The 20390-nt window shown below is 60.1% G+C and carries 22 protein-coding genes; 8 read left to right on the top strand and 14 right to left on the bottom strand.

The window, feature by feature from the left end; translation table 11 throughout:
- Positions 1-42: 42 nt before the first annotated feature.
- The 5 genes from ACEWMW_RS11550 to tyrS all read right to left on the bottom strand — a co-directional run bounded on the left by ACEWMW_RS11550 (position 43) and on the right by tyrS (position 4756).
- Positions 43-744, bottom strand: coding sequence for a dienelactone hydrolase family protein (locus ACEWMW_RS11550; RefSeq protein ID WP_409414091.1), 702 nt, complete (start codon positions 742-744; stop codon positions 43-45).
- The gene (gene cysK, locus ACEWMW_RS11545) at positions 741-1658 is read right to left on the bottom strand and encodes a cysteine synthase A (RefSeq protein WP_409414090.1); all 918 of its coding nucleotides are present in this window, start codon (positions 1656-1658) and stop codon (positions 741-743) included. The genes ACEWMW_RS11550 and cysK overlap by 4 nt, the downstream gene beginning before the upstream one ends.
- Positions 1655-2959, bottom strand: coding sequence for an MFS transporter (locus ACEWMW_RS11540; RefSeq protein WP_409414089.1), 1305 nt, complete (start codon positions 2957-2959; stop codon positions 1655-1657). Before ACEWMW_RS11540 ends, cysK begins: the two co-directional genes overlap by 4 nt.
- A 103-nt stretch (positions 2960-3062) precedes the next feature.
- Entirely contained in the window at positions 3063-3401 is a 339-nt protein-coding gene (locus ACEWMW_RS11535) for a PilZ domain-containing protein (protein ID WP_409414088.1), read from the bottom strand.
- A 149-nt stretch (positions 3402-3550) separates the two neighbouring features.
- Complete coding sequence (tyrS, locus tag ACEWMW_RS11530; protein WP_409414087.1) at positions 3551-4756, bottom strand: tyrosine--tRNA ligase; 1206 nt, start codon at positions 4754-4756, stop codon at positions 3551-3553.
- An 80-nt stretch (positions 4757-4836) separates the two neighbouring features.
- Here tyrS and ACEWMW_RS11525 point away from each other — a divergent pair, with 80 nt between their 5' ends.
- From ACEWMW_RS11525 to ACEWMW_RS11515, 3 genes are all read left to right on the top strand, one after another.
- On the top strand, positions 4837-5358 hold the full coding sequence (locus ACEWMW_RS11525) for a DOMON domain-containing protein (RefSeq protein WP_409414086.1): 522 nt from the start codon (positions 4837-4839) through the stop codon (positions 5356-5358).
- A 2-nt stretch (positions 5359-5360) separates the two neighbouring features.
- Entirely contained in the window at positions 5361-6557 is a 1197-nt protein-coding gene (locus ACEWMW_RS11520) for an exo-beta-N-acetylmuramidase NamZ family protein (RefSeq protein ID WP_409414458.1), read from the top strand.
- Between the two features lie 88 nt (positions 6558-6645).
- Positions 6646-7941, top strand: a complete 1296-nt coding sequence (locus ACEWMW_RS11515) for a spinster family MFS transporter (RefSeq protein WP_409414085.1) — start codon at positions 6646-6648, stop codon at positions 7939-7941.
- Between the two features lie 6 nt (positions 7942-7947).
- On the opposite strand, the gene ACEWMW_RS11510 is transcribed toward ACEWMW_RS11515, so the two are convergent.
- Together ACEWMW_RS11510 and ACEWMW_RS11505 are read right to left on the bottom strand one after the other, a co-directional pair.
- Positions 7948-8478, bottom strand: a complete 531-nt coding sequence (locus tag ACEWMW_RS11510; protein WP_409414457.1) for an immunity protein Imm33 domain-containing protein — start codon at positions 8476-8478, stop codon at positions 7948-7950.
- 122 nt (positions 8479-8600) lie between these two features.
- Positions 8601-9785 (bottom strand): vWA domain-containing protein, encoded by a 1185-nt coding sequence (locus ACEWMW_RS11505; protein ID WP_409414084.1) that lies wholly within the window; start codon positions 9783-9785, stop codon positions 8601-8603.
- Positions 9786-9910: 125 nt separating this feature from the next.
- On the opposite strand from ACEWMW_RS11505, the gene ACEWMW_RS11500 reads away from it, so the two are divergent.
- The gene (locus tag ACEWMW_RS11500; protein WP_409414083.1) at positions 9911-11335 is read left to right on the top strand and encodes a methyl-accepting chemotaxis protein; all 1425 of its coding nucleotides are present in this window, start codon (positions 9911-9913) and stop codon (positions 11333-11335) included.
- Here ACEWMW_RS11500 and ACEWMW_RS11495 read toward each other — a convergent pair.
- Positions 11323-11700, bottom strand: a complete 378-nt coding sequence (locus ACEWMW_RS11495) for a hypothetical protein (protein WP_409414081.1) — start codon at positions 11698-11700, stop codon at positions 11323-11325. The two genes, ACEWMW_RS11500 and ACEWMW_RS11495, sit on opposite strands and share 13 nt — an antisense overlap.
- A 9-nt stretch (positions 11701-11709) precedes the next feature.
- Positions 11710-12555, bottom strand: a complete 846-nt coding sequence (locus ACEWMW_RS11490) for an AAA family ATPase (RefSeq protein WP_409414079.1) — start codon at positions 12553-12555, stop codon at positions 11710-11712.
- 128 nt (positions 12556-12683) lie between these two features.
- Here ACEWMW_RS11490 and ACEWMW_RS11485 point away from each other — a divergent pair, with 128 nt between their 5' ends.
- On the top strand, positions 12684-13874 hold the full coding sequence (locus ACEWMW_RS11485) for a glycosyltransferase family 87 protein (RefSeq protein ID WP_409414078.1): 1191 nt from the start codon (positions 12684-12686) through the stop codon (positions 13872-13874).
- Positions 13871-14173, top strand: a complete 303-nt coding sequence (locus ACEWMW_RS11480; protein WP_409414077.1) for a putative quinol monooxygenase — start codon at positions 13871-13873, stop codon at positions 14171-14173. Before ACEWMW_RS11485 ends, ACEWMW_RS11480 begins: the two co-directional genes overlap by 4 nt.
- Positions 14174-14200: 27 nt before the next feature.
- Here ACEWMW_RS11480 and ACEWMW_RS11475 read toward each other — a convergent pair whose 3' ends face one another.
- From ACEWMW_RS11475 to ACEWMW_RS11455, 5 genes are all read right to left on the bottom strand, one after another.
- Positions 14201-14776: a hypothetical protein gene (locus ACEWMW_RS11475; RefSeq protein ID WP_409414076.1), complete on the bottom strand. Its 576-nt coding sequence runs from the start codon at positions 14774-14776 to the stop codon at positions 14201-14203.
- Positions 14773-15303, bottom strand: a complete 531-nt coding sequence (locus ACEWMW_RS11470) for an RNA polymerase sigma factor (protein WP_409414074.1) — start codon at positions 15301-15303, stop codon at positions 14773-14775. Before ACEWMW_RS11470 ends, ACEWMW_RS11475 begins: the two co-directional genes overlap by 4 nt.
- Positions 15304-15379: 76 nt before the next feature.
- Entirely contained in the window at positions 15380-15940 is a 561-nt protein-coding gene (locus ACEWMW_RS11465; protein WP_409414073.1) for a hypothetical protein, read from the bottom strand.
- Positions 15933-17924, bottom strand: coding sequence for a DNA topoisomerase IV subunit B (parE, locus tag ACEWMW_RS11460; protein ID WP_409414072.1), 1992 nt, complete (start codon positions 17922-17924; stop codon positions 15933-15935). The genes ACEWMW_RS11465 and parE overlap by 8 nt, the downstream gene beginning before the upstream one ends.
- Positions 17925-17980: 56 nt before the next feature.
- Positions 17981-19144 (bottom strand): penicillin-binding protein activator, encoded by a 1164-nt coding sequence (locus tag ACEWMW_RS11455; RefSeq protein ID WP_409414070.1) that lies wholly within the window; start codon positions 19142-19144, stop codon positions 17981-17983.
- Positions 19145-19181: 37 nt separating this feature from the next.
- Between ACEWMW_RS11455 and rsmI the strand changes: the two genes are divergently transcribed.
- Positions 19182-20042: a 16S rRNA (cytidine(1402)-2'-O)-methyltransferase gene (rsmI, locus tag ACEWMW_RS11450; RefSeq protein WP_409414069.1), complete on the top strand. Its 861-nt coding sequence runs from the start codon at positions 19182-19184 to the stop codon at positions 20040-20042.
- Positions 20039-20389: a YraN family protein gene (locus tag ACEWMW_RS11445; protein WP_409414067.1), complete on the top strand. Its 351-nt coding sequence runs from the start codon at positions 20039-20041 to the stop codon at positions 20387-20389. The genes rsmI and ACEWMW_RS11445 overlap by 4 nt, the downstream gene beginning before the upstream one ends.
- The last annotated feature ends 1 nt before the right edge of the window (position 20390 follow it).

The raw sequence follows: 20390 nt of genomic DNA, 5'->3' as shown, positions 1-20390 counted from the left end.
CCTTGCCCCCACCAAATCCGTTATCCCTCTGACTTCGATACCCTAGGCAAGCACCTCATCAAACAAGTTAAGCATCGCGGCCCAGCTCTGGCGGTCAGCGCTGACGTCGTAATTCGGGTTTGGACTGCCATCGAGCGCCAGTGGATTGGTGAAACCGTGCTCCACGCCGCGGTAGGAATGAAAATGCCAGTCGGCTTCGACAGCGTCCATTTCCTCCCAAAAGTTTGTGACCTGGCTTCGCGGGACGAGCGAGTCGGCATCGCCATGGCACACCAGCATGCGCGGCTTGATCGGCGCGTCTGCCGGGAGGTCGGTTTCCAGGATGCCGTGGAAGCTCGCGACCGCGAGCAAGTCCGCGCCGTCACGCGCCATCTCCAGCACACCCATCCCGCCGAGGCAGAACCCGATCGCAAGCTGCGGCAGCTCAGGATACATATGGGCCAGTTGGTCGATGGTCGCGCGAAGCCGCAGGCGAAAGGCTTCTGGCGCGGCACGCAACTCGCCCATTGCCCTGAAGGCTTCATCTGGCGTCGACGGCGCATCGGGCCCGTAGAAGTCGCCTATCAGCACTGCGTAGCCATTCTCGACCAAGGCTCGTGCCTTGGCTTCAACGCCGGGCGTCGAATTGATGAAGGTTGGGAAGACTGCAACGGCTGCGCGGGGTTTGTCCATGGGCGCAGCGGCCAACCCGTTCAGCTCGATCTCGCCATCGGCGTATTGAACCTTCTGGAAGCCTCCGCTCATTCGGGCAGGAAGTCCGGAACGGAAAGATAGCGCTCGCCGGTATCGTAGTTGAAGCCGAGCACGCGCGCTCCGGAATCAGCCTCACCAAGCTTCTGCGCAATCGCAGCAAGCGTTGCGCCTGAAGAAATTCCTACGAGCAATCCTTCTTCCTTTGCGCAGCGCCGTGCCATCTCCTTGGCATCCTCCGGATCGACCTGGATCGCACCGTCGATAGCCTGGGTATGTAGGTTTTCCGGAATGAACCCGGCACCGATGCCCTGGATCGGGTGCGGGCCGGGCTGTCCGCCGGAAATCACGGGCGAGAGTGTTGGCTCGACCGCGTAGGCTTTCATGCCGCTCCAGTGGCGTTTGAGCTCTTCAGCGCAGCCGGTGAGGTGGCCGCCTGTTCCGACGCCCGTGATCATCATATCGATTGGGCTATCGGCGAAATCGGACAGGATCTCCTGCGAGGTCGTGCGCACATGCACTGCCACGTTGGCAGGGTTTTCGAACTGCTGCGGCATCCACGAGTTTTCGGTTTCGGAGACGATCTGCTGTGCGCGTTCTAGCGCGCCGTTCATGCCTTTCTCGCGCGGAGTGAGGTCGAAGGTCGCTCCATAGGCGAGCATCAGGCGCCGCCGCTCAAGCGACATCGATTCTGGCATAACGAGAACCAGCTTATAGCCCTTGACGGCTGCTACCATCGCAAGGCCGATCCCGGTGTTTCCGCTGGTCGGCTCGACAATCGTGCCGCCCGGTTTGAGGCTGCCGTCGTTCTCGGCCGCTTCGACCATCGCCAGCGCGATACGATCCTTGATCGATCCGCCCGGGTTGGCCCGCTCGCTCTTCACCCACACTTCATGGTCGGGAAACATGCGCGACAAGCGAATGTGCGGGGTGTGGCCAATGGTCTCGAGAATATTGGCGGCTTTCATGGGGAAGTGTCCTCTTGCTTGGGTTCGTGTCCTGCGAGTGCCACCTCATCGGGCGGCTCGAATGTCTTGGTCGTGCGTAGCACGGGAAACACGCGGCTCCATAGCGCGACTGTGAGCACCGCGCCAATCCCACCCGTTACGACGGCCGCGACGGGGCCGATCAGGAACGCCAGCGAACCGGAGAAAAAATCGCCAAACTCGTTGGATGCAGAGATTGTGAGCTGAGATACCGAGGAGACGCGTCCGCGCTTCTCGTCGGGCGTATGCAGCTGGATGAGCGATTGGCGAATATAGACGGAGAACATGTCGGCCGCGCCCACGATGAAGAGCATCGCGAGCGACAGGGGCATGGAGGTGGAAATCCCGAATACGATCGTGGCAACGCCGAACACCGCGACCGACCACAGCATCTTGGGGCCGACATTGGTCTTGAGCGGCCGGAACGAGAACCACAGCGCGGTCAGTGCTGCACCGACAGCCGGGGCCATGGCCAACTGGCTCAGCCCGGTAGCGCCGACCTCAAGAATATCTCTGGCATAAACCGGAAACAGCGCTGTTGCCCCTGCGAGGAACACCGCGAACAGGTCGAGCGTGATCGCGCCAAGCACCATCTTGTTATGGCGCACGTAGTTCAGGCCATCGATGATCTGGCCGATGGGGCGCACATCCTTGCGCAGGGCCGGTTGGGGAACCGCGCCAATCATGGCTACTGCTACTCCGGAGAGTGCGAGCAAGCCCGCTGTCACCGCATAGGGAAGGAACGGCGCGATCACGTAGAAATAGCCGCCGATCGCGGGGCCAACGATCATACCGACCTGCCATGCAATCGATGACAGTGCGATAGCGTTTGGCAGGATTTCCTTGGGCACCAAGTTTGGGGCGAGCGCCGAAAATGCCGGTCCGGCAAAGGCTCTCGCGATACCGAGGACGATCGCGACTACATAGAGCACCGGAAGGGTCATCGCGTCGTGCCAAGTGTAAATTGCAAGGGCAACTGCACAGAAGAGTTGCAGGACAACGGTCAGCAGACCCAGCATCCGGCGATTGAAACGATCGGCGGCAAGCCCGGAAAAAGGTGTGAGCGCGAAAAGCGGTGCAAATTGCAGGAGGCCGATGATCGCCAGCTGCCCCGAAGCTTCCGCCACGCTCATCCCGCCTTCGCGGGCAATATTGTAGGTCTGCCATCCGATGATCAGCATCATCGCGTATTGACCCAGGGTCATCGAAAGCCGCGAAATCCAGTATGCCCGGAAGTTCGGGATTCTCAGCGGTGATTGCTGGTCAGGAGAAGTGTCGTTCACGCGCCTGCAATGGCAGCGCACAAGTCGAGTGTGAACCCACTAAAACTGTATCGGAAACTGCTGCAGCTTTAGCCGCAGCTCAGGGCGCTATTTCAGGGCGCTGTTAGCGGCTGCGACGAAGCCTGGGATTGGGCTGCAGGGTATCGATCATCGCGATAAAGTCATCCATGCGAATAATGCGTTCGAACTGCAGACCGGCGCGTTCGTCGCGAACCCAGATAACATAGGCTTCGATGCGGCCAACTTCAGGAAGGCGAATCAGGACCCGATCGCCGCGCGATAGCTTGGGAGACCCATCGACCATGAAGCCCTGCGCGGAGATATTCGCGATGTGCAGGCGAACATCCCCGTGCACGCGGTGCTCCGCGATGACCGGGAAATCGACCGGATGACGCGCTGCTTGGCGTAAATCCGTAACGCTGAGTTGTGCTCCAGCTGACACTTGCGAACCTTCCTATTTGGGCTTCTCACCTCGTTGGGAAGGCTATCAATGCATCAAAAACCCTGCGATTTCGTAAAATCGAAGGTTACGGATTGGTAAGAAGATGCGCCCTGGCGCGCGCAGGACACATTCGAGCCGAAATCAGGCTGTCAGCTGAGGATCGCGTGCCGCTTCTTGCCCAGGCTGAGTCGTCCCGGTGCGGCGATCTGCGAAGGATCGGTGACCGCTGCGCCGTCCAGCTTCACCGCACCTTCGGCGACCTTGCGCTTCGCCTCGCCGTTGGATTGGGTAAAGCCCAGCGCTGTGAGCGCGCCCATGACGGTCATTCCGTCTTCGAGGGTGAGCGTCGGCAAGTCCTCGCCCGCGCCCCCGGCAAAAGTCTCGGCTGCCGTGGCTTCGGCCTTGGCGGCAGCGTCTGCACCGCGCACCAGCGTGGTGACTTCATTGGCGAGGACGATCTTGGCCTGGTTGATCTCCGAACCTTCCAGCGTCTCGAGACGCGCGATCTCGTCCAGCGGCAGATCGGTGAAGAGGCGCAGGAATCGGCCGACGTCGCGATCATCGGTGTTCCGCCAGTACTGCCAGAAGTCGTAAGCGGGCAGCTGTTCATCGTTCAGCCAGACGGCGCCATCGACCGACTTGCCCATCTTGGAGCCATCGGCGCGGGTGATGAGCGGGGCGGTGACACCGTAGACTTCCTTGCTATCGATCCGCCGAGCCAGTTCGATCCCGTTGACGATATTGCCCCACTGATCGCTTCCGCCCAGTTGGAGCTTGCAGTCGTAGTCGCGCGCCAGCTTCAGGAAGTCGTATGCCTGCATCACCATGTAGTTAAATTCGATGAAGGTCAGCGGCTGTTCGCGCTCCAGCCGAGTCTTGACCGAATCGAAGGTCAGCATCCGGTTGATCGTGAAATGCTTGCCGACATCGCGCAGCAATTCGATGTAGCCGAGCTCGCTCAGCCAATCGTCATTGTTGATCAGCAGCGCCCCGGTTGCGCTATCATCGAAGCTCAGGATCTTCTCAAAGCTGCCTTTGATCGATGCGATATTGGCATCGAGCACTTCATCGGTGAGCAGCTTGCGCACTTCGTCCTTACCCGAAGGGTCGCCGACCTTGGCAGTACCGCCGCCCATGATCACGATAGGGCGATGGCCCGCCTGTTGCACGCGCCGCAGCAGCATGATCGAAGCCAGGTTACCGATGTGAAGCGACGGCGCGGTGGGATCGAAGCCCACATAGGCTGTGATCACTTCTTTCTGGGCAAGTGCATCAAGCCCCGCCGGGTCGGTGACCTGGTGGATGTGACCGCGCTCATCAAGCAGCCGGAGGAGATCGGATTCGTAGTTGCTCATTTCGCGCTGGCCCCTAGCAGCGCTTGCAGCGATGCGTAAGCCTCTTGCTAGGCGGTGCGCACAGCCATAGGTCAGGCGCAATGCACGAGCTTGTCCTCCATCCCCAATCCGCAGACGGCCCGATCAAGAAGGTTTCTGCATCGCTGAGACCGACATCTGCGGGCTGCGAGGCGGAATTCCGGCTGGAAGGAGACATCGCGTCAATCAAGGTGCCAGAGAATGCATCGCCCAGACGCGAGGACTTTCTCTGGAAGACAACCTGCTTCGAGATCTTCTGGCAGCCGGATCGCGGCACTTACTACCGCGAGTTTAATCTCTCACCGTCTTCGAAATGGGCCTGCTACGACTTCGACGGTTTTCGCGAGAACAGCCGCGACGCGCCGGTCGAACAAATCGCGATCTCCTGCTCGCATGATGAAGAGCAGCTTGTATTGAAAGCCGCAATCGCCAGCGAATTGCCCGACCCGGCGCAAGTGGCGCTGAATGGAATCGTTGAAGACCTCGAGGGTAATATCCAGTTCTGGGCGCTCGCATTCCCCGAAGGAAAACCGGAATTTCACAGCGAGATATGTCGCCAATTGCGAGTGGAGCGAAACACATGAGCGTGCAATTCGGCATCGACAGACTGGTGGCTGATCCTTCGCTGCGCGCGCCGCTTGAAGGCAAGCGCGTTGCCCTGGTCGCGCATCCGGCGAGCGTGACCGAAGACCTCAGGCACAGTCTTGATGCTTTGATCGATGCAGGCGTCAACGTGACGAGCGCATTCGGTCCGCAGCACGGCCTCAAGGGCGACAAGCAAGATAATATGGTCGAAACGGCGGACGAGACCGATCCGCAATACGGCATTCCCGTGTTCTCGCTCTATGGCGAAGTGCGTCGCCCTTCGGGTCAGATGATGTCGAGCGCGGACGTGTTCCTGTTCGACCTGCAGGACCTCGGCTGCCGGATATACACCTTCGTGACGACACTGCTCTACCTGCTGGAAGAGGCTTCGAAGGCTGGGAAGTCGGTGTGGGTGCTGGATCGCCCGAACCCGGCAGGCCGGCCAGTCGAAGGTACGTTGCTCGTCCCGGGGCAGGAAAGCTTCGTCGGCGCCGCTCCGATGCCGATGCGCCACGGGCTGACTATGGGCGAGATGGGGCACTGGTTCATCGCGCACTTCGGCCTCGAGGTGGATTATCGCGTTGTCGAGATGGCTGGCTGGCAGCCTGACGGGCCCGGTCATGGCTGGCCGGACAGCCGCATCTGGATCAATCCCTCTCCCAATGCCGCCAATGTGAACATGGCGCGCGCCTACGCCGGGACGGTGATGATCGAAGGCGCGACGCTGAGCGAGGGCAGGGGGACGACCCGCCCGCTCGAGGTGCTGTTCGGCGCGCCGGATGTGGATGCGAAGGCAGTGCTTGCAGAGATGCGCAGGCTGGCACCGGAATGGCTCGAAGGTTGTGCTATCCGCGAATGCTTCTTCGAGCCAACTTTCCACAAACACGCAGGTTCGCTTTGCAACGCATTGATGATCCACGCCGAAGGTCGTTCATACCAGCACGACACATTTCGGCCTTGGCGGCTGCAGGCGTTGGCCTTCAAGGCTATCCGAAATCTCTATCCCGATTATGACCTGTGGCGCGATTTTCCATATGAGTATGAGCTCGACCGGCTCGCAATCGACGTGATCAATGGAGGCCCATCGCTGCGCGAATGGGTTGACGATGCGGAATCGGAGCCAGCGTACCTTGATCGGATAGCAAGTGCTGACGAAGCGTTGTGGCGCGAATCCATCGCTTCACACCTCCTCTACTGACAATCATGTGTTGACCCGCACCTGTATCTAGGTGACGTTGTTTTCCGGAAGCGACTGAAATTCAGTCGCTTGGGAGAGGGAACGGTTCATGGCATCAACGGCGCAGGCCGCGACAACGCAGCGCTCGGTCAGGGTGACGCTGTGGATCCTCCTGATAGTCTACATCTTCAATTTTATCGATCGGCAGATCGTCAATATCCTCGCCGAACCGATCCGGCGTGATCTGGGGCTCTCCGATACGCAGATCGGGTTGATGACAGGCCTGGCCTTTGCCCTCTTCTATACGGTGCTGGGCTTGCCGATTGCGCGCTACTCGGATCGCCCGACGACAAACCGGCCACGCCTCATCGGTATTGCCCTGGCGACCTGGTCCGCGATGACGGCGCTATGCGGGCTCGCGCAGAATTTCATCCAGTTGCTGATAGCCCGTATCGGCGTTGGCGTGGGCGAGGCTGGCTGCACACCGCCGGCACATTCGCTGATTGCTGACATGGTCGAACCCAAGAGGCGCAGTTCGGCGCTCGCATTCTATGCGCTTGGCATCCCTATCGGGACGGTACTGGGTCTGGTGATCGGCGGCACGCTGGCCGATTTGGTTGGCTGGCGCGAAGCCTTTGTGATCGTTGGCGTGCCCGGTATCCTCATGGCGCTTGTCGTCGTGTTCTTCCTGAAGGATCCGCGTACCAGCGGCATGATGCAGTCAGCGAGTTCATCGTCGCACACGGAACAAATGCCGTTTTGGGAAGCGATCAGGTCGGTCATGAGTTCAAAGGCCTTTGTGCTGTTGGTTGTCGCCGGATCTTCGGCTTCGTTCCTGGCCTATGGCAAGACGACCTGGACCACGATTTTCTTTCAGCGCACGCACGAGTTGACCCCAGGCGAGACCGGACTGTGGTTCGGAATTATCAACGGTGTTGCAGGTATTCTCGGGACATTCCTCGGCGGCTATCTCGCCGACCGGTTTGGCGCAGAGAACCGTCGCCACGTTCTGACAGCGCCGGCTATCGGGATGGCATTGGCCGTGCCGTTCGCTTTCTTCGCGTACCAGGCAAACAACTGGATGTTTGCGCTATTCCTGCTGTTCCTGCCGACGTTGTTCAACTCGTTCTATTATGGACCGACGTATTCCGCAGCACAGGGCCTGGTGCCTTTGCGCACGCGGGCCATTGCTTCGGCGACGATCCTGTTTTTCCAGAATCTGATCGGACTGGGCCTGGGGCCGCTATTTTTCGGCATGCTTTCGGACCTTTTGTACCCGGCTTACGGGGAGGAAAGCGTGCGCTACGTACTCTACGGAGCGGCATTCCTCGGGTTCATCCCGGCGTTTTTCTTCTGGCGCTGCTCGCTGAGGCTCAATGAAGAACTCGATAAGGCGGATAACTAGCGCGGGTCATTTCAACGCGATGTAATCCTGCGCTTGCGAGTCCCATTGGAACCCGGTTCCCGCCTCACTGTCGATCAGGTGGATCCAGCGGTCGTCGGCGTTCAGCACCTTGCCAATGGCTATGTAGAGCGGGTCCTCGCCGCGTGACTGGTCGTCCTCGATCGCCTCGCTGGTTCCCCTGATGCGCCATCCGCTGTCAGGATAGGTATCGTCTTCGCGCGTCATATCGGGCTCTTCACGATAGAGGTAGTCGGCGTGACAGCGTCCTTCGACAACGCAGGCGTCCACCAGGCAGCGCTCCCAGTATTCGCGCCTGTCATCGGGGCAGGGCGGGGCTTTGCCATCAGCGAACTGGATGGCGATGACATGGCTTACCGGGATAGTGACGGGATCTTCGATCTCGATATCAGTCAGGCTATGCGGCTCGTTGACCAGTCGCCCGATTGCCACGGTATCCTCGACACGTTCGACTTCCACCCACATGCGCTCGGCGTGGAATTCGATATCGCCTTCGTCCTGCCGGAAAATCGCTTTGATCAGGTCGCCCGACTCCAGCGCCGCAATCCACTGCGGGAGCGGTAACTCGAAGGTGTAGGGCGCCGCCGCCGCAATCGGGCGTGGGTCATCCAGCGAAATCCCGGGGGGAAGGCCTGAAATGCCTAGTGACCCTGCTTGCGGCTGAGTTCGCGCATAGCGTCGTCCAGCCCGTCGATCGTCAGTGGGTACATGCGGTCGTTGACCAGCTGTTTGAGCACTTTGGTGCTCTGCGAGTAACTCCACTGCTTCTCTGGGACAGGGTTGATCCAGACTGTGGCTGGGTAGGTATCCGTCACGCGCTTCATCCAGGTTGCGCCGGCTTCCTCATTCATATGCTCGACCGAGCCGCCCGGATGAGTGATTTCGTAGGGGCTCATCGCAGCATCGCCGACAAACAGCACCTTGTAGTCATGGCCGTATTTGTGAAGCACGTCCCAGGTCTTGGTGCGCTCTTGCCAGCGGCGTTTGTTATCCTTCCACACGCCTTCGTATAGGCAGTTGTGGAAGTAGAAAAACTCGAGGTTTTTGAACTCGCTAGTCGCCGCACTGAAGAGTTCTTCTACCAGCTTGATGAACGGATCCATCGATCCGCCGACATCCAGGAACAGCAATAGCTTCACGGCATTATGGCGTTCAGGCCGCATGTGGATATCGAGCCACCCCTGCTTTGCAGTACCGTCGATCGTGGCATCAAGATCCAGCTCGTCCGCCGCGCCCTCGCGGGCAAAGCGGCGCAGGCGGCGCAAGGCCATCTTGATGTTCCGCGTTCCGAGCTCGCGCGTGTTGTCGAGGTTCTTGAATTCGCGCTTTTCCCACACCTTGATGGCGCGTTTGTGCTTGCTTTCGCCGCCGATCCGCACACCCTCTGGGTTATAGCCCGAGTGACCGAAGGGCGATGTGCCGCCAGTGCCGATCCACTTGTTGCCGCCTTCGTGCCGCTTTTCCTGCTCTTCGAGCCGCTTCTTGAGCGTTTCCATGATCTCGTCCCAGTCACCCAGCGACTTGATCTCCTCCATCTCTTCGGGAGTAAGGAACTTCTCGGCGACTGCTTTGAGCCATTCCTCGGGGATTTCGACCGGGTTCTGGCCGTAATCGCTCATGATCCCTTTGAAAACACGCGCGAAAACCTGGTCGAAGCGGTCCAGCAAGCCTTCGTCCTTCACGAAGGTGGCGCGGGAAAGATAGTAGAACGCCTCGGGCGTCTGCTCGATCACATCCTTGTCGAGTGCTTCAAGCAGCGTGAGATGCTCCTTGAAGCTGGCCTGGATGCCTGCGGCGCGAAGTTCGTCTACGAAGTCGAAAAACATAGCCGTTTTCCTAGCCCAGCATGAGCGGCGAAGGAAGTGGTGTTCCCAGTCATTTTTGCGAGTGGCAGCGGAGAAGGGTTTAACGCTTCGCTAACCATATAAGGCTAGCGGGAACCTCAGGGTTTTTGCCTAGGGAAGCGGAGAGCGTCGGCGTGGAAGCCAGCCGGATTGAAACAGGAAATGCGAAGGCGATCGATCTGATCCCTGAAAGCTGTGGCTCGGTTGCTGTGGGATGCACCGATGTTGCAGGGATCGTGCAATCGGTCATCGAATCCTCCGGACGCCTGCGAGCCGAACATATCGAGTTGCAGGGTACGGTTGCAGAACTGGAGGCAGACCAGCGCAAGGTTGCCGAAGCCAGCGACGAAGCGCGTATTCTCTCGGAGCGCGCGATCGAACGCCTCGGGCATGGTTCGGAGCTGATCCATTCCTCGCTAGGACAGATCACGCAATTGCTGGAGTTGGTCGATACGTTGACAACGCATGTCACCGGCTTTGCCGCTGCAATGGAGCAGGTTCGCCGCAGCTCGCAGGAAATCGACGCGATTGCCGAAACCACCAATATCCTCGCGCTCAACGCAACGATCGAGGCGATGCGCGCAGGCGATGCCGGACGCACGTTTGCGGTCGTTGCCAATGAAGTGAAAAGCCTTGCTAACGAGACCCGGCGTGCGACCGATGAAATTGCCAAGACGGTCGATAATCTCGGTGAGGAAGCCGGACAGGTCATCGGTAAGATCGAGGCAGGTGCGAAGGCGAGCAAGGAGGCCAAATCTTCGGTTGCCAGCATCGAAAGCACGCTGACCGGCGTCACCGAGCTGGTCGAGGAAGTCGACAAGCAGAACGACCAGATTGCGCGCTCCACCAGCACGATCAGCGATCATGTCGAGCGCGTCCAGTCAGTGCTGAGATCGTATGACGAGGCCGCCATCGAAAGCGAAACGCGCCTTTCCGAAGCGCATGGCCGGATGGAAGATCTGGAAATGACGGCGAGCGAGATGTTCGACCGGTTCGTCAAAGCCGAACTTTCCCCGGAAGACAGCCTGATGGTTGACCGTGCACGGCAGGTGGCGGCTGAAATCACCGAGCTGACCGAGCGCGCGCTGGAAGCGGGTGAGCTCAACGCTGCCCGACTATTCGATCGCGACTATGTGCCTATCGAAGGAAGCAATCCGGTCAGATTCCGCAACACGCTGATGGATTGGGCACACGAACACTGGCGACCGATCCTCGACGAGACTACGGCCAGCGATCACCGTTTCCAGGCTGCCGCGTGCACCGACGTCAACGGTTATCTCCCTACGCACCTGACCAAGCATTCACAGGAACCGACGGGCGATGTGAGCATCGATACGAAGAACTGCCGCAATGGGCGCAAGATTTTCGATCCGATCGATAAGCGCGCGAAGCGGAGCACCGATCCGTACATGATGGCGGTGTATCGGCAGGAAGGCGACGGGACCAACTATGTCGTGGTGAGGAACATCTACGTGCCGTTAGTCATCAACGGCCAGCGCTGGGGCGATTTCGAACTCGCTTACGTGCTCTGATCGGCGGCCTTGCCGAATAGCGCGGTAACGAGGCCGAGAACCGAACTGGCGACCAGCGCCCCCACCAGCATGATGTAAAAGCCGGCCAGCCTGGCATCGCGATCAGGATCGGGGCCATCTGCGACATTCCCTGCGAGCGACATCCACGCCATTCCGAAAGTAAAGGCCCACCCTGCGGTGAGCCAAGGTTTGCCGCGCAAGGGATTTCGTAAGGTCAGCCAGCCGCCGCCAATCAGCAGCGCAGCAGCGACGAAATCCACCAGCCACCAGGGCCACCATTGCCAATCGCCCCAATTCGCCCGCACTTCCATGTAGGCGAGCGTCAGACCCGTCAAAATTGCCCAGATCGAGGAAAACCTGAGCATCGGGCGTTCTTAGGTCTGGCGGCGCGCCATAAAGGCAAGGCGTTCGAACAGCATCACGTCCTGCTCGTTCTTGAGCAGTGCACCGTGCAGCGGCGGGATGGCGCTGTTCGGATTGCTATCCTGTAACACTTCGAGCGGCATGTCCTCGTTCAGGAGCAACTTGAGCCAGTCGAGCAGTTCGCTGGTCGAGGGCTTCTTCTTGAGGCCGGGGACGTCGCGAACTTCGTAGAAGATGTCCATCGCCTTGGTGACGAGGGTCTTCTGGATATCGGGAAAGTGGACCTCGATTATGTCGCGCATCGTGTCGCGGTCAGGGAACTTGATGTAGTGGAAAAAGCAGCGGCGCAGGAATGCGTCGGGCAATTCCTTCTCGTTGTTCGAAGTGATCACTACAATCGGACGCTCAGCAGCCGTTATCGTCTCATGCGTCTCGTAGACGTCGAAGCTCATGCGATCGAGTTCCTGCAGCAAGTCATTCGGAAACTCGATGTCGGCCTTGTCGATCTCGTCGATCAGCAGGACGGGCAATTCGGGTGAGGTGAATGCCTCCCACAGCTTGCCCTTCTTGATGTAGTTCGAAATGTCGTGAACGCGCTCGTCGCCCAGCTGGCCATCGCGAAGGCGGGCCACCGCGTCGTACTCGTAAAGGCCTTGCTGCGCTTTGGTGGTCGATTTGACGTTCCATTCGATCAGCGGTGCCTTGATCGCCTGCGCAATCTCGTGCGCCAGCACAGTCTTGCCGGTTCCCGGCTCGCCTTTCACCAGCAGCGGACGCCGCAGCGTTACGGCGGCATTGACCGCTACCTTGAGGTCGTCGGTGGCTATATAGGACTTGGTGCCTTCAAAGCGCTGCATGGAAACTCCTTAGGGGCAATACTTGGCGAGCGGGTTAGGTTGTGCAACCGAGCGTTTCAAGGACGGATTCGGCGCGAATCGCTGGAGCAGGCCATGCCGTAAGGGAAGGTCGTCCGGCGACTATTAGAATGAGGGGCACGATGGGCATCAGCGAGGGAATTCGGCAGGGCAGCCGGCTCGATGAGCGCTCCGTGCGAGTCTATGGTTGGCTGTTTGCCGCGATCAATCTCCTTTCGCTTGTGGTCCTGCTGGCGACTTCGAGGGGCGGGATCGATGCATACGGACACCTGATCGGCAGCGATTTCCTGAGCTTCTGGGCCGCCGGAAAGCTGTTGGTGGCGGGCGGATCGCCGTATGACACGGCGGCGCATCTGGCGGTGATGCGGGACTTTGCGCCCGGGCTCGAGGGATATCCGGCGTTCTACTATCCACCGTTGTTCCTGCTCGCGTGTTTTGCGCTGGGGGGGCTGCCATATTTCCCGGCCCTCGGCCTGTGGTTAATCGTGACCGGCGCGGCCTACCTTGGTGCTGTGCGGCTATGGCTCAAGGAAACGGGGCTCAAAATCCCACTGTGGCTGTGGCTCGCCGCTTTCCCGCCGGTAGTCGTAACGATCACGCATGGGCAGACGAGCTTCCTCGTCGCGGCGTTGCTCGGAGCGGGGCTGTTGCTGATCAAGGACCGCCCATGGCTTGGCGGACTTTTGCTGGGCCTGGCGACGTTCAAGCCTCAATTCGGGCTGCTGATCCCGATCGCGGTCCTTTTGACAGGAAATTGGCGCGTGGGCGTCGCTGCGGTGTTCAGCATGTCGGTGCTGATTACGATTGTCACCGTCGCTTTCGGACCGGAGAACTGGGAACGCTGGTATGCACTCACCGGCGATGCGCAGGGATCGATGGCGAGCGGAGCGATCGGCTACGGCAAGATGATGAGCGTATTTGCCGGGGCCAAGCTGCTCGGGGCCGGGGACACGCTCGCCTACGCCTTGCAAGGGGTGGTGTCTGTTACAGTCGCCGTTGCTGTGGCCATGGTCAGCTGGAAACGAACATGGTCCAATGGTCTCGCCGCTCTCGTACTGGCCGGGGCTTTGCTCGCCACCCCCTTCGTGCTCGACTATGACTTGCTGCTGCTGGCATTCCCGCTGATCTACCTGGCCGCAACCGGCTACCGCGATTGGGAGAAGAGCATCAGCGCTGCGGTGTTCTTAGGCGCGATCTTGGCAAGGCCGGTGGCGCTTAACCTTGGTGTGCCGATCATGCCAGTCTTGGTAGGTCTGCTGTTCTGGGTGCTATGGCGACGCGCGAAGGAGGAGCAATCGTGATTATCATTACTGGGCAAGTTGCGCTCAAGCCGGAGCAGCGTGACGAGGCATTTCGCATTGGGTGCGAGCATTCGGCCCGGTCCCGCGCCGAGCCGGGCTGCATCTCGCACGACTGTTATGCCGACGCGGAAGACGCGAACCGCATGCACTTTTTCGAGCGGTGGGAGGATATGGCGGCGGTCCAGAAGCACTTCGCCGTGCCCGACTCCGGCATGTTCATGCGCGAAATCGGTGCGTTGGCCGCATCGGAACCCGAGCTGGCGATCTATGCAGCGGAACCGGTAGACCCCGCTCGCTAGAACCAGCTCAATGCCAATCAGGCGAGTTCAAGCGAGTTCGTCGATCTCCGCGATCTGGCGATCGAGCTGACGGACTGCCCGCCAGTTCAACCACCAGGCGGCCCCAAACACAGCCAGGAAAAAGAGAATCGAGACCAGCGAATCCATGATTGCAACCTGCCAGCCGGCCGACGCAGCCTGCTTGCTGACTCCCGCGAACATGACGATTATCGCCCCGGGTGCCAGCGGTGCCAGATACCATAGGGGAATACCGTGAAGGGCCTTTCGCTGACGAACCAGTTGTCCGCGAAGGTGACTGCGGCAATCGTCTTCAGGCCACGGTTCCTCCATGCTCCCGAAGAAGTAGAGCATCGCCAGGACGAATGTGATGCCGATAACCGCAAGGCCTGTCCCAAGGGCCATGATGTGGTCGCCGATATGGGCGAAGAACAGGGTTGCAGGCATGAAAATGCCAATTGCCAGGATCCCTGCCACATACTCGCGTAAGTTCCGACGCCGAACTTTTTTGGCAAACTGATTGGTCTTCATTTTGAGTTCTCCAGGATCGGTAAAGGTCGAGCCCGTCTCTTGCTGGGCCCAAAGTTCGAAAATTGGGTAGGTCATCGTTCTGCCTCGCCGGATGGGGGCGTTTGGAATTGCTCCGTCAGGAGCGATTTTGCCCGGTGGACACGAACCTGTACGGCTCCGGTGGAGAGGCCGCAGATATCGGCTATTTCGCTGGCTTTCTCGCCCTCCAGCCACAGCATCAGTATCTGGGCGTCGAGCGGCTTGAGCTGGGATACCAGCTTTCGGATCTTGTTTACCGCATGGCTTTTGGCGGCGTCGCCCTCGATATCGCTGCGGTCAGGCAAGGTGTCTTGGAGTCCAAGGAGCGAGGTCCTTGAATGGCGTTGCGAGCTTGCGACATGGTCGGCGACTACGTTGTGCGATACGCGGTAGACCCAAGTTTTCAGCGAGGCATTGCCCTCAAAGCGCTCAAGGCTCCGCCAAATTGCGAAATGGATCTCCTGCTCCAGATCACGCGACTTCTCGGGATCTCGCTCATACGCACGTGCCAGTCGCGCTATCGCGGGAGCGAACTGCTTTCCGGCCTGCTCATAAAGGTCATTTCGATCCCGTGACATATTCATTTAGTCGACGGAGAATCGCAAAGCTTACAGGGATTGTCGAAAATCATGCATCGATCATATCCCGATCGACTTCGCCCTATGGCTCCTCGGGCTCTGATTGATCGCCTTCATCTTCGACCAGTCGAGCTAGAACTCTTTTCACGCCTGTGGCCCCAAGGTCGAAGTTGCCAAGCTCTGCGTCACCTTCAATCTCCTCCCGGAAACCGTCGCGAACCGCGCCCTGGTCCAACTCCATCTGGTATATTACAGAACCGATCGGCGTTCTTATGAACCTCCTCGCGTAGTCCCTTTCCCAGATCCAATGATCGGTCGGTAGGCTTCCTTCTTTCGATGAGAAGTAATGAGCCTGGAAGGTCATGAGCGTGCTCCTGAACAGGAGCTGCAACGGAACAAGGTCCTCAGAACTAACATCTTCGATGGTCTTGCTGCTGTCTTGCAGCAGCGCAAAGATCCGCGCTGTATTCGGATTATTGGCCATGTCGTAATTCAGACGAGACCAGTCCATCTCGTTCTCGTGACGGGAGGCTGCGCGCACTGCTTTGGTGTTCTGACGAATTTGAACCGCTACGAAGTATAGCGACCCCAATACCAGCAGTGCGGCAAAGCTCTGACTGACCCAGTAAATCTGCTCAAGCATCGATCATATCCCGATCGACTTCGCCTGCCCGGTTCTGGATGAAGTTAAATCTATGCTCGGGATTGCGGCCCATCAGGCGATCGACAAGCTCCTTCACCGCGTGCCGTTGCTCATGCTCGGCGGGAAGGGTGATGCGGATCAACGAGCGCGTTTCCGGGTTCATCGTAGTTTCGCGCAGCTGCTGCGGGTTCATTTCGCCGAGGCCCTTGAAGCGGGACACCTCGACTTTTTTGCCCTTGAACAGCGTCGCTTCCAGCTCGGCACGGTGCGCCTCGTCGCGGGCATAGGCGCTCTCCTTGCCCGCTGTGAGCTTATAGAGCGGCGGCTGCGCCAAATAGAGATAACCCCCGCGCACGACCTCGGCCATTTCCTGGAAGAAGAAGGTCATCAGCAAGGTTGCGATATGCGCGCCATCGACATCGGCGTCGGTCATGATGACGATGCGGTCGTAACGCAGGTTCTCCGGATCGCAGTCCTTGCGCGTGCCGCAGCCCATGGCGAGCGCGAGATCGGCGACTTCCTGGTTGGCGCGGATCTTGTCGGCACTGGCCGAGGCGACATTGAGGATCTTGCCGCGGATCGGCAGGATGGCCTGCGATTTGCGGTCGCGCGCCTGCTTGGCGCTCCCGCCAGCCGAATCGCCTTCGACAATGAACAGTTCGGTTTCGCGGTCGCCTTCGCCCGAGCAATCAGTCAGCTTGCCAGGCAAGCGCAGTTTCTTGGCATTGGTCGCGGTCTTGCGTTTTACTTCGCGTTCGGCCTTGCGCTTGAGGCGCTCGTCCATCCTCTCCATGACAGCGCCCAGCAGCGCGCGGCCGCGGTCCATATTCTCGGTCAGGAAGAGGTCGAAATGATCGCGCACCGCGTTCTCGACCAGGCGCGCGGCTTCGGGCGAAGTCAGGCGGTCCTTGGTCTGTGACTGGAACTGCGGATCGCGGATAAAGACGCTCAGCATCACTTCTGCTCCGCCCATCACGTCATCTGCGGAAATGTCCTTCGACTTCTTGGTACTGGTCAGCTCGCCGAACGCGCGCAGCCCCTTGGTGAGAGCGGCGCGGACCCCTTGCTCGTGCGTACCGCCATCGGGCGTGGGGACGGTGTTGCAGTACCAACTGGTCGAGCCATCGGACCATAGCGGCCATGCGATGGCCCATTCGACCCTGCCTTGATCCTCGGGAAAGTCCTGCGAACCGGTGAAAGCCTGCGCGGTGACGCATTCGCGTTCTCCGACCTGCTCGGCAAGATGATCGGCGAGGCCGCCGGGGAACTTGAAGGTTGCGCTCTCCGGTACGTCTTCACTCGCGAGTTCCGGATCACATCTCCAGCGGATTTCGACACCGGCGAAAAGATAGGCCTTGGAGCGAGCCAGCTTGAACAGGCGCTTGGGCTTGAACTTGCGCTCGCCGAAAATTTCGGGATCGGGCACGAAGCTTACAGTGGTTCCGCGGCGATTGGGGGTCGTGCCCACCTTTTCGAGCTTGCCAACCGGCTGACCCTTGGCGAAGCTCTGCGCGAATACCTGCTTGTCGCGTGCGACTTCGACCCGGGTATCGATACTGAGCGCATTGACCACCGAAACACCCACGCCGTGCAGCCCGCCAGAGGTGGCATAGGCCTTACCCGAAAACTTGCCGCCTGAATGGAGCGTGGTGAGGATCACTTCGAGCGAGGACTTGCCCGGAAACTTGGGATGCTCGTCCACGGGGATGCCGCGCCCGTTGTCCGAAATTGTCAGCCGCCCGGCTGTGCCATCGGGGCCGGGCTCGAGCGTAACTTCAATGCGATTGGCATGGCCCGCAACCGCCTCGTCCATGCTGTTGTCGAGCACTTCAGCGGCGAGGTGGTGCAGCGCGCGGTCATCGGTGCCGCCGATATACATCCCCGGCCTGCGCCGGACGGGCTCAAGCCCTTCGAGCACCTCGATTGAGGCAGCATCGTAATCCCCACCCGATGTGGGAGCATCTTTGAACAGATCGTCGGCCATGACGCGGCTATAGGCCCCGGATTCTTGCACTTACAAGCGGGGAAGACGCTTTATCTTCAATCCTCGAATCTACTCGGCGCAGCATCGACAATCACCACCTCGCCCCCGCGCACTTCGCGCACTTCCATCGCCCGCTCGACTATGCCGTTGCGGCGGAAGCGGAAGGGGCCATCAAGACCGAGGAAGCCGCCCGCATCGCGCAGGCGACTGGTCGGGAAATCGTTGCCCACGCGCCAGTCTTGCGCGATCCGCAGCGTCAGCAAGACCGCATCATAGCCTAGCGTCGAAATGCGATAGGGCTGCGAGCCGAAACGTGTCTCATAACTGCTGACGAAGCGGCGGTAGCGGCCATCGGAAACGGCCGAGAACAAGGCGCCTTGCAGGGCATTGGAGCCCGCCACGGCAGATTCGCCTGACCACAGCTCTGTACCCAGGACACCATAGCGCTCATCACCAGCATTCAGCTCATTGGCCGCCATTGCTGCCAGGCGCGCGCCTTCGGGGATAAGCACAGTATCGAAGCCCCCCTTGTCCTTGAGGCGCTGCGCTGCAGCCAGGATTGGACCGCTGCCGCGCGTGTAGCGTTCCACGGCGTTAAGCGCGCCGCCCGCTTCGCGCACGCTGCTGACCAGCGCCGCTTCGGCACGGCGCCCGTATTCGCCATCGGGAATGATCCCTGCGAAGTTGCTCGCGCCGCGCGCACGCGCGAACTTGACGGTCCGTTCGACCGATTGCTCCGGAATGTGCCCCATCACAAAGACGTCAGCGCCGGCATTGCGCGTGTCGTTGGAGAAAGTGATCACCGGAACATCGACCGGCCGCGCCCGGCTCATGATCGCCTCGACATTGGCACCCAGAAGCGGGCCAAGGATTAGCTTGTTGCCATCGGAGATTGCTCTTGCCGCAGCGCTGCCCGCGCCGGTCGCGGTATCGTATGTGGTGATGCGAATGTTGTCGGCGCTGGTATCGAGCAGAGCCATCGTCGTGGCGTTGGCAATCGACTGGCCGACTGCCGCGTTGGAGCCCGACAACGGCACCAGCAGAGCGATCCGGTGGCGCGTGTCATCGGTGGGGAGGGCGGTCGAGCTCGGCTCCGGCGTCGGGGTCGGGGCTGGTCCGCTCGTTGTGGTCGGCCCCTTGGGAATCACCTGGCAACCCGCCAGCACTGCAGATGCTCCCGCCAGCACCAGCATCCGCCGGTTGATCTTGAAACGCTTCATCCTTGCCGCTCCCCGTAAAGCTGTCCATGAGAGATTCGTGGACCACCAACCTGTTGAACCTAGCCTGTCTACCAGACTGTCTCCCGGCCTCTATATTGTCGCGACACCGATTGGCAATCTCGGTGATATCACCTTGCGGGCAATCGAGACTTTGAAGCGATGTGACGTGATCGCCTGCGAGGATACGCGGGTGACTGGCAAGCTGCTAAAGCACCATGGTATCTCGAAACCAATGCGCCGCTATGACGATCATGCGAGCGATGCCGCGCGCGAGAAACTGCTCGCCGAGATGCAATCAGGCGCGGTTGCTTTGGTGAGCGACGCGGGAACGCCCCTGATCTCCGATCCGGGGTATCGCCTGGTGCGCGATGCAAGGGAGGCGGGCACCGAAGTGACCAGCCTGCCAGGTGCCTGCGCTGCTGTTACCGGGCTGACGCTATCGGGGCTGCCCAATGACCGCTTCCTCTTCGCCGGTTTCCTCCCGGTGAAAGAGAAGGCGCGGGCAGATGCGCTGGCCGAACTTGCCGCAATTGACGCCACGCTGGTCTTCTACGAAACGGGGCCGCGATTGGTAAAATCGCTCCGTGCCATGGCTGAGGCGCTGCCGGACAGAGATGTCGCTGTCGCACGCGAACTCACCAAGCTGCACGAGGAATGCCGGACCGGATCGCCAGATGACCTGGCCGAGCATTACGAGGCTAAGCCCGCCAAGGGCGAAATCGTCCTGCTGGTTGGTCCTCCGCTCGAAGTTGCAGCGTCGTCCGAGAATGCCGAGCAGCTGCTGGTCGAGGCGCTTGAAACGCTCAAGCCCTCGCAAGCCGCCGCGCAGGTCGCCAAGGCTACCGGGATGGACCGCAAGAAGCTGTACGTGCGCGCGATGGAACTGAAAGCCAAGTGAAGCGGCAACGCGCGGAAAAGCGGGGCAGGGCGGGCGAAACGCGTGCGGCCTTGTGGCTGCAGGCCAAGGGCTGGCGGATCCTTGATCGCCGCCGCAAGACCCCGCTCGGCGAGATTGACCTCATCGCCAAGCGCGGCAGCGTGGTCGCATTTATCGAGGTGAAGTGGCGCAATTCGGCCGAACAGCTCGATCTGGCGATCGATGAGCACCGCCTCAGCCGTGTTGCCGCCGCGGTCGAAGCGGTTGCGCACGAGTATGCGACAAATGGCGAGGATATCCGCGTCGACGTGATCCTGCTTGCACCGGCGCGTCTCCCGCGCCACATCGTCAACGCCTGGCAACCTTAGG

Origin of the sequence: Litorerythrobacter xanthomarinus (assembly GCF_046254955.1) — a bacterium.
Classification (GTDB): domain Bacteria; phylum Pseudomonadota; class Alphaproteobacteria; order Sphingomonadales; family Sphingomonadaceae; genus Qipengyuania_C.
The sequence above is the reverse complement of the archived record's forward strand: the minus strand, read 5'-3'. Positions and strand labels throughout refer to the sequence as shown.